This is a genomic window from Streptomyces chilikensis (assembly GCF_001642695.1).
GTDB classification, from domain to species: domain Bacteria; phylum Actinomycetota; class Actinomycetes; order Streptomycetales; family Streptomycetaceae; genus Streptomyces; species Streptomyces chilikensis.
Genome location: NZ_LWCC02000005.1, coordinates 822,857 through 836,722, shown reverse-complemented (window position 1 = coordinate 836,722; position 13,866 = coordinate 822,857). Strand labels below are relative to the sequence as shown.

Here is a 13,866-nt window from a genome sequence, read left to right as displayed (position 1 = left end):
CGCTCCGCGCACTCCGGTGCGCGGAGCGCCCGGCCGTGGCGTTCCCGCCGCCGTCGAGGGACCGGCTCGTTACGGGACCGGCTGGCCACGGGGCCGGCTCGCTACGGGGCCGGCTCGGCGGTTCCTTCCTCGACCCGGATCACGTCCATCCGGGCAGGGGAGCCCAAGGGGGCGCCACAGCTCTCGGGGCGGGGCGGGTCGGCGGCGTTCTGCGCGACGACCACACGCCACCGGCGGCCCCCGGCGTGCGCCACGGTGACCTCCCACAGCGGCGGGACCCCGTCCTGCTCACCGGTGGGGACGGACCGGACCTCGGTGACGTCCAGCGCGTCCGCCGAGGTCTCCCGGGTCCGGGCCCGCACGGCGAGCTCCGCGGCCTGTCCGGGCCGCGCCCACGCGGAGCGGCCCCGGCAGTGCTCGGTGACCACCCGGCCCTCCCGGGCCCGGTGCAGGATCTCCTTCACCGCGGGGGCGTCCACGCGCCCGTACGCGTACCCGTGGGGCAGCACCAGCAGGGTCGGCGAGAAGCGGTGCCCGCCGAGGTGGGTGACCTCCCAGGTGCCCGCCACCCCGGAGGCGGCCAGTTCGGCGGCGAGCGGGCGCCCGAGGAGGGCGCAGCAGCGGTCACGGCGGCCGTTGGTGCAGACGAAGGCCAGGGGGCAGCCGTCGTGCGGCGCGGCGTCGGGCAGGGCGGCGTCGAACGTCCCGTGGTCGCCCCGGCCGAGCGCCGCGAAGTCGATGTCCAGCAGCCGCTCGGGTGCGGAGGTGACGGCGCCGCGCACCCAGCCGCGCCCGGGGACGGTGTGCGCGGCGTACACCTGCCGCACGGGCGGAGCGCCGTGGTCCGCGTGACGTCCGGGCCGCCGGATCAGCGCGATCCGCACCCCGCTGCCCTCCGCGGCGTCCTCCAGGGCACGCCCCAGCGCGGGGTCCAGCCGGCTCGACGTGAGCGCGTGGGGACCCCACGGGCCGGGCTGCTCCAGCAGCAGCCACGTGCTCGCGTGCACCGCGGTCCCGGCGATCGGCTCGTCCAGGACCCGTGACACGGTTGCGCACCTACTCACACAGGTGAGCCTAACCTGACCGGAGTGGCGGGCGCGGCTCGGCGGCGGTCGTTCGGGGGACCCCGACACGGACGCGGGAAGGGTTCCCCGCGTCACGCGGCCGGGGCCGCACCGGCTCGCTTCCGGGCGTGTCGGACGTCGGGACGGCCCGTCTCGGCTCCCGCCGGCGTCTCCCGGCCGACGAGGACGCAAGGGTGCGCCCCGGTCCGGGGGGCGTCGGGTCCGGAGGGGCGTGCGGGTCCCGGGACCGGCGCCGTGCCGGGACGTTTGCCCAGCAAGGGGCGCGAACAACCGTTCACCAGGAGCCGTTCCCCGGGCCTCATATCCTGGCGGCGGCACGGGCAGGCGAGCGGCGTGCGCCGAGGCGCGCGATGCGACGAGAGAGGGCGCGACATGAGCAACGGGACCCCGCGGACTCCGCAGATTCCGGTGATCGTCCTGGCGGGGTTCCTCGGCGCGGGGAAGACCACCTTGCTGAACCACCTGCTGCACCACAGCGGGGGCAGCCGCATCGGAGCGGTGGTCAACGACTTCGGCGCCATCGAGATCGACGCCCTCGCGGTGGCCGGCGCCCTGGGCGACTCCACGGTGTCACTGGGCAACGGCTGCCTGTGCTGCGCCGTGGACGTCGGCGAACTGGACGAGTACCTGGGACGGCTGGCCCGCCCCTCGGCGGGGATCGACGTCATCGTGATCGAGGCGAGCGGGCTGGCGGAGCCGCAGGAACTGGTGCGGATGGTGCTGGCGAGCGAGCAGCCGGAGGTCGTGTACGGGGGGCTGGTGGAGGTCGTGGACGCGGCCGAGTTCGAGGAGACCCGGGCGCGGCACCCGGAGGTCGACCGGCACCTGGCGCTGGCGGACCTGGTGGTGGTCAACAAGATCGACCGCGCCGTGGACCACGAGGCGGTGCTGCGGACGGTGCGGGGGCTGGCCGACGGGGCCGCCGTGGTGCCGGCGTCGTACGGGAGGGTCGACCCGGAGTTCCTCTTCGACTGCCGGCCGTCGCGCGAGCGGATCGGACAGCTCTCCTTCGACGACCTGCACCTGTACGAGGAGGGCGAGGCGCACGGCGGGAACGAATCGCACGGCGGGAACGAGGCGCACGGCGGGCACCTGCACGCCGGGTACGAGAGCGTTTCGTTCACGTCCGAGCAGCCGATGGACCCGCGGCGGCTGATGCGGTTCCTCGACGAGCGGCCGGAGGGGCTGTACCGGATCAAGGGGTACGTGGACTTCGGCGCGTACGACCCGCGGAACCGGTACCTGGTGCACGCCGTGGGGCGGTTCCTGCGCTTCTACCCGGAGCCCTGGGGGCCGGGGGAGCGGCGGGGGACCGGGCTGGTGCTGATCGGGTCCGGGATCGACGCGGCGGGGCTGGAGAAGGAGCTGCACGCCTGCGTGAGTCCGACGCCGGGGGAGGCGGACGAGGACGGGATGTGGGGTGTGCTGCGGTACGTGCGGGGGGAGGACGACGAGGACCTCACGGACGTCCCGGACGACGCCGGCCTCGTGGACGACGCAGGCCCCGTGGACGCCGTCGTCGGCGCGGACGCCGGCGTCCCCGCCGACGCCCTTCCGGGCGGCGCCGACGCCGGTGACCCGGACCACGCGGCGGTCCGGGGCGTCGCCCCCTCCGAGGTGTAGCGGGCGGGCGGCGGACCGTCGCCGTGCCCCGCGAACGCGTCCGCGGGGCACGGCGAAGGGAACGGCGAAGGCCGCGGCGACGGGGCGCGGTTACGCCGGGCCGGCCACGACGGAGACCGTCTTCGGCAGGCCCACGCCCGAGCCGTCGCGGCGCGGGTCCATCTCCGGCAGCTCGGCCGGCATGCCGTTCTTCTGCCCGGCGCGGGCCGGCGCCGGGCCGGCCCAGGCCAGGGAGAGGCAGTCCTCGCCCTTGAGGAAGCGCTGGCACCGCACGCCGCCGGTGGCCCGGCCCTTGCGCGGGTACTGGTCGAACGGCGTCAGCTTGGCCGTGGTCTGGACCGAGTCGTCGAGCGTGCCGCGCGAGCCGGCGACGGTCAGGACGACCGCGTCCTGCCCGGGGTCCACCGCGGTGAAGGAGATGACCTTGGCGCCGTCCGTCAGCTTGATGCCGGCCACGCCGCCCGCCGGGCGGCCCTGCGGGCGCACCAGGGAGGCCTGGAAGCGCAGCAGCTGGGCGTCGTCGGTGATGAAGACTAGGTCCTCGTCGCCGGTGCGCAGCTCCGTCGCGCCGACGATCCGGTCGCCCTCCTTGAGGGTGATGACCTCGAGCGCCTCCTTGCCCGCCGGGTAGTCCGGGACGACCCGCTTGACGATGCCCTGGAGGGTGCCGACGGCGAGGCCGGCGGAGGACTCGCTGAGCGAGGTGAGGCAGACCGGCGTCTCGTCGTCCTCGAAGGAGACGAACTCGGCGAGCGGGGCGCCGCCCGCCAGGTTGGGCGCGGTGCCCGCGGCGATCTCCGGGAGCAGCGGCAGGTCGACCACGTTGATCCGCAGCAGACGTCCGGCGGAGGTGACCACGCCGATCTCGCCGCGCGTGGTCGTGCTCGCCGCGGAGACGATCACGTCGTGCTTGACCCGCTTGGCGCCCCTCTGGACGGGGAACGGGTCGGCGTTCGCGGTGCGGGCCAGCAGACCGGTGGAGGAGAGCAGCACCCGGCAGGGGTCGTCCGCGACCTGGAGCGGCAGGGCGGCCGGGGTGTCCGCGGACTCCAGCAGCACCGTGCGCCGCGGGGTGCCGAACTTCTTCGCCACGGCGGCGAGTTCGGCGGAGACCAGCTTGCGCAGTTCGGCGTCCGACTCCAGGATGCGGGTCAGTTCCGCGATCTCGGCGGTGAGCCGCTCCTTCTCCGCCTCCAGCTCGATGCGGTCGAACCTGGTGAGGCGGCGCAGCGGGGTGTCGAGGATGTACTGGGTCTGGATCTCCGACAGCGAGAAGCTCTCCATCAGGCGCTGCTTGGCCTGGGCGGAGTTGTCGCTGGAGCGGATCAGGCGGATGACCTCGTCGATGTCGATGAGCGCGGTCAGCAGGCCCTCGACCAGGTGGAGCCGGTCGCGCTTCTTGCCGCGGCGGAACTCGGAGCGGCGGCGCACCACGTCGAAGCGGTGGTCGAGGTAGACCTCCAGCAGCTCCTTGAGGCCCAGGGTGAGCGGCTGCCCGTCGACCAGGGCGACGTTGTTGATGCCGAAGGACTCCTCCATCGGCGTCAGCTTGTAGAGCTGCTCCAGCACGGCCTCCGGGACGAAGCCGTTCTTGATCTCGATGACCAGGCGCAGGCCGTGCTCGCGGTCGGTGAGGTCCTTGACGTCGGCGATGCCCTGGACCTTCTTGGAGCCGACCAGGTCCTTGATCTTGGCGATGACCTTCTCGGGGCCGACGGCGAAGGGCAGCTCGGTGACGACCAGGCCCTTGCGGCGGGCGGTGACCTGCTCGACGGAGACCGTGGCGCGGATCTTGAAGGTGCCGCGGCCCTTCTCGTAGGCGTCGCGGACGCCGGACAGGCCGACGATCCGGCCGCCGGTGGGCAGGTCGGGGCCGGGGATGTGCCGCATCAGCGCGTCGAGGTCGGCGTTCGGGTGGCGGATCAGGTGCCGGGCGGCGGCGACGACCTCGCCGAGGTTGTGCGGCGGCATGTTGGTCGCCATGCCGACGGCGATGCCGGAGGCCCCGTTGACCAGCAGGTTGGGGAAGGCGGCGGGCAGCGCCGCGGGCTCCCGCTCCTGGCCGTCGTAGTTGGGCTGGAAGTCGACCGTGTCCTCGTCGATCGACTCGGTCATCAGGCTGGTCGCGTCGGCCATCCGGCACTCGGTGTACCGCATGGCGGCCGGCGGGTCGTCGTTGCCCAGGGAGCCGAAGTTGCCGTGGCCGTCGACCAGCGGCACGCGCATGGAGAACGGCTGGGCGAGGCGGACCAGGGCGTCGTAGATCGACGTGTCGCCGTGCGGGTGGAGCTTGCCCATGACCTCGCCGACGACGCGGGCGCACTTGACGTAGCCGCGGTCGGGCCGCAGGCCCATCTCGTTCATCTGGTAGACGATCCGCCGGTGCACCGGCTTGAGGCCGTCGCGCGCGTCGGGCAGGGCGCGGGAGTAGATGACCGAGTACGCGTACTCGAGGAAGGAGCCCTGCATTTCGTCCACGACGTCGATGTCGAGGATCCGCTCCTCGAAATCGTCGGGCGACGCTGTCTTCGTGCTGCGGCGGGCCATCGCTGCCGGGCTCCTTCACGGTCTTGCGAGCATGAACGGGGGACTGTCGCGCACCATTGTGGCCCTCGCCGCCGACAGCGCGGACCGCGCCCCCGCCGGTGGGCGGTCGGTGCGCGTCCGCGGCGGGGCCTCCGGCGCGGCGGGAGCGGGGCCGGAGGGGAGGCGCGCGGCGGGGGACGGTTCCCCGGATCGGGCGGCAATGTGACGTATCGGGAACCTCACGGCACCCGCCCTCGGTTGCATACAGTGACAGGCAGTCCGCGTTTTCATCTGTTCACGCGTTCAGGATTCCCGCGAGCGAAGGGACGTACATGCCCATGGGTCACACGGCCACAGCCGAGGCAGGCTCAGGAGGCCTCACAGCTACCGAGCACCGCCTGGCCAACGGGCTCCGCGTGGTGCTCTCGGAGGACCACCTGACCCCGGTCGCCGCGGTGTGCCTCTGGTACGACGTCGGCTCCCGGCACGAGGTCCAGGGCCGCACCGGCCTCGCCCACCTCTTCGAGCACCTGATGTTCCAGGGCTCGGCGCAGGTGAAGGGCAACGGTCACTTCGAGCTGGTGCAGGGCGCCGGCGGCTCCCTCAACGGCACGACCAGTTTCGAGCGCACCAACTACTTCGAGACCATGCCGGCCCACCAGCTCGAGCTCGCGCTCTGGCTGGAGGCCGACCGGATGGGCTCCCTGCTCACCGCCCTCGACGACGAGTCGATGGAGAACCAGCGCGACGTCGTCAAGAACGAGCGCCGTCAGCGGTACGACAACGTCCCCTACGGCACGGCGTTCGAGAAGATCTTCGCGCTGGCCTATCCGGAGGGCCACCCGTACCACCACACGCCGATCGGCTCGATGGCCGACCTCGACGCCGCCACGCTGGAGGACGCCCGCGCGTTCTTCCGGACCTACTACGCGCCGAACAACGCGGTGCTGTCGGTGGTCGGCGACATCGACCCGGAGCAGACGCTCGCCTGGATCGAGAAGTACTTCGGTTCCATCGCCGCCCACGACGGCAAGCCGGCCCCGCGGGACGGCGCGCTGCCCGAGGTCATCGGCGGCGAGGTCCGCGAGGTCGTCCGCGAGGAGGTCCCGGCCCGCGCCCTGATGGCTGGCTACCGGCTCCCGGAGGACGGCACCCGCGCTTGCGACGCCGCCGACGTGGCCCTGACCATCCTGGGCTACGGCGAGTCCTCCCGCCTCTACAACCGGCTGGTGCGCCGCGACCGCACCGCGGTCACGGCCGGGTTCGGGCTGCTGCGGCTGGCCGGCGCCCCCTCGCTGGGCTGGCTGGACGTCAAGACCTCCGGCGACGTCGAGGTGCCGGTGATCGAGGCCGCCGTCGACGAGGAGCTGGCGCGGCTCGCCGCCGAGGGCCCGACGCCGGAGGAGATGGAGCGCGCCCAGGCGCAGCTGGAGCGCGAGTGGCTGGACCGGCTGGGCACGGTCTCCGGCCGCGCCGACGAGCTGTGCCGGTACGCCGTCCTGTTCGGCGACCCGCAGCTCGCGCTGACCGCCGTCAAGCGAGTGCTGGAGGTGACGCCGGAGGAGGTCCAGGAGGTTGCCAAGGCCCGGCTGCGCCCCGACAACCGCGCGGTCCTGGTGTACGAGCCGATCACCCCCGAGGACGCCGGCGACGCCGCCGACGGGGACGAGGACGAGGAGGAGGCCAAGTGACCGAGCTGGCCACGATGGAGTTCCACCCGATGCCGCAGGCCGGTGAGCCCAAGCCGTGGGCGTTCCCCGCACCGGAGCGCGGCGCGCTCGGCAACGGCCTGACGGTTCTGCGCTGCCACCGCCCCGGCCAGCAGGTCGTGGCCGTCGAGGTGCTGCTGGACGCCCCGCTGGACGCCGAGCCGGCCGGACTGGACGGCGTCGCCACGATCATGGCGCGCGCCTTCGCCGAGGGCACCGACAAGCACTCCGCCGAGGACTTCGCCGCCGAACTCGAGCGGTGCGGCGCGACCCTGGACATGCACGCCGACCACCCCGGCGTGCGGGTCTCCCTGGAGGTCCCGGCCTCCCGTCTGCCCAAGGCGCTCGGCCTGCTGGCGGACGCCCTGCGCGCCCCGGCGTTCGCCGAGGACGAGGTGTCGCGGCTGGTCCGCAACCGGCTCGACGAGATCCCGCACGAGCTGGCCAACCCGGCCCGCCGCGCCGCCAAGGAGCTCTACAAGGAGCTCTTCCCGGCGAACTCGCGGATGTCGCGGCCCCGGCAGGGCACCGAGGAGACGGTCGAGAAGATCGACGCCGCCGCCGTGCGCGCCTTCTACGAGCGGCACGTCCGTCCGGCCACCGCGACCGCCGTGGTGGTCGGCGACCTCACCGGCATCGACCTGGACGCCCTGCTCGCCGAGACGCTGGGCGCGTGGACCGGCTCCCCGGCCTCCCCGCGCCCGGTGCCGGCCGTGACCGCGGACGACACCGGCCGCGTCGTCATCGTGGACCGCCCCGGCTCGGTCCAGACCCAGCTGCTGATCGGCCGGGCCGGCCCGGACCGGCACGACCGGGTCTGGCCGGCCCAGGTCCTCGGCACCTACTGCCTGGGCGGCACCCTCACCTCCCGGCTGGACAAGGTGCTGCGCGAGGAGAAGGGCTACACCTACGGCGTGCGCGCCTTCGGGCAGGTCCTGCGCTCGGCGCCCGACGGGTCGGGCGCGGCGCTGCTGGCGATCAGCGGCTCGGTGGACACCCCCAACACCGGCCCGGCGCTCCAGGACCTGTGGCAGGTGCTGCGCACCCTGGCCGCCGGAGGGCTGACCGACGCCGAGCGGGACACCGCGGTGCAGAACCTGGTGGGCGTGGCGCCGCTCAAGTACGAGACGGCGGCCGCGGTGGCGGGCACCTTGGCCGACCAGGTGGAGCAGCACCTGCCGGACGACTTCCAGGCGACGCTCTATCAGCAGCTCGCCGCCACCGGCACGGTCGAGGCCACGGCCGCCGCGGTGAGCGCCTTCCCGGTGGACCGCCTGGTGACGGTTCTGGTCGGCGACGCCTCGCAGATCGCCGGCCCGGTGCGGGAGCTGGGCATCGGCGAGGTGACGGTGGTCGGCGCCGAGTAGCCGCCGTCCGGGACCGGTCCGGGCCCCGGTGACCCCTGTGGTCACCGGGGCCCTCTGTGGTCACGGGGCCGCTGTGGTCACGGGGCCCGCCGTGTGCCGCACGGGACGCGATGCATGGCGAAGGGTCCGTTTTGCCCTGTGGCGTGCGCTACAAAAGCCTTGATCCGTTTGTTATCCGAATGATCACCCCACTAGCTTCGGTCCGGCTGTCCGCCACACCTGTGCGCCGCGCCCGCGGTGCCGGGCAGCCATCGCCTAATCCCCGTACGGCGCGAGCCAGGGGAGCCGGGGACCCACGAGCGGCATCCCCTGGGGTGAATCGAGCGCCTTCCGCACCGCGGGAGGAGCCCGTAGGAGACCTTCCTGCTCCGAACCCGACAGCTAACCCGGCCGGCGAGAGGGAAGGAAAGGACTCAGCCACTTCATGGCGTTCAACTGCGCCTCCGGCAGGCACCGTCGTCCCGGCCGGACCAGCCGCACCACCGCCGGCCTGGCAGGCCTCGCCGCTCTCACCACCACCGGCGTGGTCGGCACCCTGGCGACCCCCGCCTCCGCCGCCGAGACCTCCGCCGCCGGGGCCACCGGCCTGCTGCCGGTCGTCACCATCGGCGACCGGGTCGCCGAGCAGATCGACGAGCAGGCCGAGGCCCAGGAGCGGGCCGCCGCCGAGGCGGCCGCCGCGGCCAAGGCCCTCAAGGAGCGCGAGGAGGCCGAGGCCCGCGCCGCCCGTGACGCCGAGCGCGAGCGCCTGCGCCGCCTCAACATGTTCGTCAGCCCCATCGCCGGCTCCTACGTCTCCACCGGCTACCAGGCGGGCGGCGCCGTCTGGTCCTCCGGCAGCCACACCGGCGTCGACTTCCACGCCGCCGCCGGCACCCCGGTCCGCTCCGTGGGCCGCGGCACCGTCGTGGAGGCCGGCTGGGGCGGCAGCTACGGCTACCAGGTCGTCATCAAGATGCACGACGGCACCTACACCCAGTACGGCCACCTCTCCTCGGTCAGCGTCGCCGCCGGCCAGTCGGTGACCCCCGGCGAGCACATCGGCCGCTCCGGCGCCACCGGCAACGTCACCGGACCGCACCTGCACTTCGAGGCGCGCACCACCTCCGAGTACGGCAGCGACATCGACCCGGTCGCCTACCTCCGGTCCCACGGCGTGAACCTCTGACAGCGGTCACGCGAAAGCCCCCGTCCCGGTTTCCTCCGGGCGGGGGCTTTTTCGTCGTCCCGGACGGACCGGACGGAATCGGGGCGTAACCCGGGCGGTCCGGACCGGGTTCGGCCAAAAATTGTCCTTCCGTCGCTTCTTGCCGTCGGAAATCGAGGGCCATTGCCTTAGAGTCAATTCATTCATCGAGGCGGAGGTCGGCATGCGTATTCCCGCGCATTCGGTATGCACGGCGATCCGGGACGACATCGTCGCCGGCGTCCACGAGCGCGGGAGCCGGCTGACCGAGGAACTGCTCGCCCGCCGCTACGGCGTCTCCCGCGTCCCGGTCCGCGAGGCGCTGCGCACGCTGGAGGCCGAGGGGTTCGTGGTCACCCGGCGGCACGCCGGGGCCTGCGTGGCGGAGCCGACCGAACAGGAGGCCGCCGACCTGCTGGAGATGCGCCTGCTGCTGGAGCCGCTGGGCGCCGCCCGCGCCGCCCAGCGGCGCACCGAGGCCCACCTCAAGGTGCTCCGCGGCCTGGTCAGACTGGGTCAGGAGCGGGCCCGGCGGGGGTACGGCGACGACCTGCGGTCGCTGGGCGGCTGGTTCCACGAGACGCTCGCCCAGGCGTGCGGCAGCGCCGCCCTGACCTCCACGCTCACCCAGCTGCGACACAAGATCGCCTGGATGTACGCGGTGGAGCCGTTGCCCGCCCCCGCCGAGACCTGGGCCGAGCACGGCGCCATCGTCGACGCGGTGGCCCGGGGCGACGGCGAGCGGGCCCGGCAGGTGACCGCCGTGCACACCGAGCGCTCCCTGGCCCTTCACCGGCTGCGCATTCCTGGCCAGAACCGCGGGGCCGTGGCCCGCCCCGCCGTGGTGAGGACTTCGCAACATGCCGTAAACACGAGCGGACTCCGGAATTAACAGCGGGGCCGTATACAAGAGGCGGAGGGAATTCTCCGGAGCATTTCCGGTGTTCTCGTGCGTCCGAAAGCACCGGACACAAAGACCGTCGCTTCTCTGCCGGAGAAGAATTCGTGACCCGCTCAGGGAATCCGGTGGACCGGCTCTTCCTCCACATTCCCCGAGACCAGGTCCGCGAGGCGCCGCAGCACCGCCTCGGCCCTTCCGGCGCCGTCCGCGCGCCCGTCGGCGTCCCCTCCCTCGTCCTCGCACGTCAGCACGATCTCCTCGCCCCCCTGCACCCCCAGTGCCAGCACGCCCAGGATCGACGCCGCGTTCACCGGCCCTGCCCCGGCGCCGTCCGCCCGGTCCATCCGCACCGCCAGCCCGCACTCCCGGACCGCGCGCACGAAGCGCGCCGCCGGCCGCGCGTGCAGTCCGTCCGGCCCCGCCACCCTGACTCGGCACTCGGGCATGTCCGCCTCCTCCTCGTCCTCACCGGTCATTCGCACACAGTCCCGCGCCCCCACCGGCCGCGAGCCGTAGGCTGGCGGCATGCAGAGCCCGTCGGACCGTCACGAGTACCCCGCACACTGGGAAGCCGACGTGGTGCTGCGCGACGGCGGCATCACCCACGTCCGGCCCATCACCGCCGACGACGCGGAGCGCCTGGTCAGCTTCTACGAGCAGGTCTCCGACGAGTCCAAGTACCTGCGCTTCTTCGCGCCGTATCCGCGCCTGTCCGCCAAGGACGTGCACCGCTTCACCCACCACGACTACGTGGACCGGGTCGGGCTCGCGGCCACCGTCGGCGGGGAGTTCATCGGCACCGTCCGCTACGACCGGGTCGACGCCACCGGCATGCCCGCCTCCGCGCCCGCCGACGGGGCCGAGGTCGCCTTCCTGGTCCAGGACGCCCACCACGGCCGCGGCGTCGCCTCCGCGATGCTGGAGCACATCGCCGCCGTCGCCCGGGAACGCGGCGTGCGCCGCTTCACCGCCGAGGTGCTGCCGGCCAACACCAAGATGATCAAGGTGTTCACCGACGCCGGCTACGCCCAGAAGCGCAGCTACGAGGACGGCGTGGTCCGCCTCCACCTCGACCTCGAGCCCACCGGCCGGTCGCTCGCCGTCCAGCAGGCCCGTGAACAGCGCGCCGAGGCACGCTCGGTGCGGCGGCTGCTCGCCCCCGGCTCGGTCGCCGTGATCGGCGTCAGCCGCACCCCCGGCGGCGTCGGCCGCGGCGTGCTGGAGCATCTGCGCGACGGTGGCTTCACCGGCGCCCTCCACGCGGTCAACACGTCCTTCCCCGAGGACCTCGCCGAGATCGAGGGCGTTCCCGCCCGCCGCTCGCTCCGCGACATCGACGGCCCCGTCGACCTCGCCGTCGTCGCCGTGCCCGCCGAGCGGGTGCCCGAGGTGGTCGACGAGTGCGGGGCGCACGGCGTCCAGGGGCTGGTGGTGCTCTCCGCCGGCTACGCCGAACTCGGCCCCGAGGGACGGGAACGGCAGCGCCAGCTCGTGCGCCGCGCCCGCGCCTTCGGAATGCGCGTCATCGGGCCGAACGCGTTCGGCGTGGTCAACACCGCCCCCGGCGTCCGGCTCAACGCCTCCCTGGCCCCCGAGATGCCCCGCGCCGGCCGGATCGGCCTGTTCACCCAGTCCGGGGCCATCGGCGTCGCCCTGCTCTCCCGCCTCCACCGGCGCGGCGGCGGCGTCACCGGCGTCACCGGCGTCTCCACCTTCGTCTCGGCCGGCAACCGCGCCGACGTCTCCGGCAACGACGTCCTCCAGTACTGGTACGACGACCCGGAGACCGACGTGGCGCTGATGTACCTCGAATCCATCGGCAACCCGCGCAAGTTCAACCGCCTCGCCCGGCGCACGGCGGCCGCCAAACCGCTCGTCGTCGTGCAGGGCGCCCGGCACAGCGGCGTTCCGCAGGGCCACGCCGTACGCGCCACCCGCCTGCCCCACGACACCGTCTCCGCGCTGCTGCGCCAAGCCGGGGTGATCCGCGTCGACACCATCACCGAGCTGGTCGACGCCGGCCTCCTGCTGGCCCGTCAGCCGCTGCCCGCCGGGCCGCGCGTGGCGATCCTCGGCAACTCCGAGTCGCTCGGCCTGCTCACCTACGACGCCTGCCTCGCCGAGGGCCTCCGGCCGCTGCGCCCGCTCGACCTCACCACCGCGGCCACCCCCGACGACTTCCACCGGGCGCTCTCCCGCGCCCTGGCCGACCCCGGCTGCGACGCCGTGGTGGTCACCGCCATCCCGCGCATCGACGAGACGGCCGGCGACGGCGGCCGGACGGCCGACGCCGCGCTCGCCGAGGCGCTCCGCACCGCCGGGGCACAGGCCCCCGGCAAACCGGTCCTGGTCGTCCACGTCGAGCTCGGCGGCCTCGCCGAGGCGCTCTCCGCCGCGGCCGGCACCGCGCCCCGGGCCCGCGCCGCCGGTGCGGAGCCCGCCCCCGGCGCGGCGGCCCCGCAGCCGCAGGAGGACGGCACCGCGGCCGGCGAGGAGAAGCCCGACGGGACCCGGCTCGGGCTCATCCCGGCCTACCCCGCCGCGGAGCGCGCCGTCCGCGCGCTCGCCGAGGCCGTGCGGTACGCCGGCTGGCGCCGGGAGGCCGCCGAACCCGGCCGGGTGCCCGAGTTCGAGGACATCGACGAGAAGGAGACCGCCTCCTTCATCGACGGCCTCCTCGCCCGCACCGCGGGCCCCGGCCCGGGCGGTCCCGCCGTCGGGGACGCCGGCCCGGGCGGCGGCCCCGACCTCGGGCCCGAGGACACCGCCGCCCTGCTGCGCCGCTACGGCATCCCGGTGCGCCGCGCGGTGCCCGCCCCCACCGCCGGCGAGGCCGTCGCCGCCGCCCGCCGGCTCGGCTTCCCGGTGGCCCTCAAGACCACCGCGCCTCACCTGCGGCACCGCGCCGACCTCGGCGGCGTCCGGCTCGACCTCGCCGACGAGGAGCAGGTCCGCCGCGCCTTCGCCGAACTGGCCGAGCTGTTCGGCGGGGCCGAGGAGGTCCGCCCGGTGGTCCAGCAGATGGCCCCGCGCGGCGTGGACACCCTGGTGCGCGCCGTGATCGACCCGGCGGCCGGGCCGGTGCTGTCCTTCGGCCTGGCCGGCGCCCCCTCGCAGCTGCTGGGCGACCTCTCCCACCGCCTGATCCCGGTCACCGGCCGCGACGCCGCCTCCATGATCCGCTCGGTGCGGACCGCACCCCTCCTCTTCGGCTGGCGGGGCGCGGCCCCCGTGGACACCGACGCCCTGGAACGGCTCCTGCTGCGGGTGTCCCGGCTGGTCGACGACCATCCCGAGGTGGTCGCCGTCACGCTGGAGCCGGTGGTCGTCGCCCCCCGCGGGGTGAGCGTGCTCGGCGCCTCGGTGCGGCTCGCGCCCCCGCCCGCCCGGGACGACCAGGGTCCGCGTACGCTGCCGGAGTACTGACCGAAGCGTTCCAGAGCCTCCGGAGCGGTCCGGGCAGTCGGCG

9 protein-coding genes and 1 riboswitch are annotated in these 13,866 nt (G+C 74.2%); of the genes, 6 read left to right on the top strand and 3 right to left on the bottom strand.

The features are described 5' to 3' along the window. Nucleotides 1–101 precede the first annotated feature (101 nt). Nucleotides 102–1,064, bottom strand: a complete 963-nt coding sequence (locus tag A2U95_RS03855; protein WP_166020815.1) for a sucrase ferredoxin — start codon at nucleotides 1,062–1,064, stop codon at nucleotides 102–104. 393 nt (nucleotides 1,065–1,457) lie between these two features. On the opposite strand from A2U95_RS03855, the gene A2U95_RS03850 reads away from it, so the two are divergent. Beyond that, nucleotides 1,458–2,708, top strand: coding sequence for a CobW family GTP-binding protein (locus tag A2U95_RS03850; RefSeq protein ID WP_166020814.1), 1,251 nt, complete (start codon nucleotides 1,458–1,460; stop codon nucleotides 2,706–2,708). Between the two features lie 90 nt (nucleotides 2,709–2,798). Here the strand turns inward: A2U95_RS03850 and A2U95_RS03845 are convergent, their stop codons facing one another. Then, on the bottom strand, nucleotides 2,799–5,255 hold the full coding sequence (locus A2U95_RS03845; RefSeq protein ID WP_166020813.1) for a DNA gyrase/topoisomerase IV subunit A: 2,457 nt from the start codon (nucleotides 5,253–5,255) through the stop codon (nucleotides 2,799–2,801). Nucleotides 5,256–5,566: 311 nt separating this feature from the next. Here A2U95_RS03845 and A2U95_RS03840 point away from each other — a divergent pair, with 311 nt between their 5' ends. The 4 genes from A2U95_RS03840 (at nucleotide 5,567) to A2U95_RS03825 (ending at nucleotide 10,388) form a co-directional block, all read left to right on the top strand. Further along, on the top strand, nucleotides 5,567–6,925 hold the full coding sequence (locus A2U95_RS03840) for a M16 family metallopeptidase (RefSeq protein WP_166020812.1): 1,359 nt from the start codon (nucleotides 5,567–5,569) through the stop codon (nucleotides 6,923–6,925). Then, nucleotides 6,922–8,310, top strand: a complete 1,389-nt coding sequence (locus A2U95_RS03835; protein ID WP_166020811.1) for a M16 family metallopeptidase — start codon at nucleotides 6,922–6,924, stop codon at nucleotides 8,308–8,310. Before A2U95_RS03840 ends, A2U95_RS03835 begins: the two co-directional genes overlap by 4 nt. 242 nt (nucleotides 8,311–8,552) lie before the next feature. Beyond that, a riboswitch (cyclic di-AMP (ydaO/yuaA leader) is annotated at nucleotides 8,553–8,721 on the top strand. Between the two features lie 13 nt (nucleotides 8,722–8,734). Beyond that, the gene (locus A2U95_RS03830) at nucleotides 8,735–9,478 is read left to right on the top strand and encodes a M23 family metallopeptidase (protein WP_166020810.1); all 744 of its coding nucleotides are present in this window, start codon (nucleotides 8,735–8,737) and stop codon (nucleotides 9,476–9,478) included. 202 nt (nucleotides 9,479–9,680) lie between these two features. Beyond that, complete coding sequence (locus A2U95_RS03825; protein ID WP_166020809.1) at nucleotides 9,681–10,388, top strand: GntR family transcriptional regulator; 708 nt, start codon at nucleotides 9,681–9,683, stop codon at nucleotides 10,386–10,388. Between the two features lie 122 nt (nucleotides 10,389–10,510). Here the strand turns inward: A2U95_RS03825 and A2U95_RS03820 are convergent, their stop codons facing one another. Continuing rightward, nucleotides 10,511–10,843, bottom strand: coding sequence for an HPr family phosphocarrier protein (locus A2U95_RS03820; protein ID WP_166024793.1), 333 nt, complete (start codon nucleotides 10,841–10,843; stop codon nucleotides 10,511–10,513). Nucleotides 10,844–10,922: 79 nt separating this feature from the next. Between A2U95_RS03820 and A2U95_RS03815 the strand changes: the two genes are divergently transcribed. Beyond that, on the top strand, nucleotides 10,923–13,823 hold the full coding sequence (locus A2U95_RS03815; RefSeq protein ID WP_166020808.1) for a bifunctional acetate--CoA ligase family protein/GNAT family N-acetyltransferase: 2,901 nt from the start codon (nucleotides 10,923–10,925) through the stop codon (nucleotides 13,821–13,823). The last annotated feature ends 43 nt before the right edge of the window (nucleotides 13,824–13,866 follow it).

Bases quoted from the DNA above. Each gene is read 5' to 3' on its own strand.
- A2U95_RS03815 (WP_166020808.1), top strand. From the start codon at position 10,923: ATGCAGAGCCCGTCGGACCGTCACGAGTACCCCGCACACTGGGAAGCC.
- A2U95_RS03825 (WP_166020809.1), top strand. From the start codon at position 9,681: ATGCGTATTCCCGCGCATTCGGTATGCACGGCGATCCGGGACGACATC.
- A2U95_RS03840 (WP_166020812.1), top strand. From the start codon at position 5,567: ATGCCCATGGGTCACACGGCCACAGCCGAGGCAGGCTCAGGAGGCCTC.
- A2U95_RS03820 (WP_166024793.1), bottom strand. From the start codon at position 10,843: ATGCCCGAGTGCCGAGTCAGGGTGGCGGGGCCGGACGGACTGCACGCG.
- A2U95_RS03830 (WP_166020810.1), top strand. From the start codon at position 8,735: ATGGCGTTCAACTGCGCCTCCGGCAGGCACCGTCGTCCCGGCCGGACC.
- A2U95_RS03845 (WP_166020813.1), bottom strand. From the start codon at position 5,255: ATGGCCCGCCGCAGCACGAAGACAGCGTCGCCCGACGATTTCGAGGAG.
- A2U95_RS03850 (WP_166020814.1), top strand. From the start codon at position 1,458: ATGAGCAACGGGACCCCGCGGACTCCGCAGATTCCGGTGATCGTCCTG.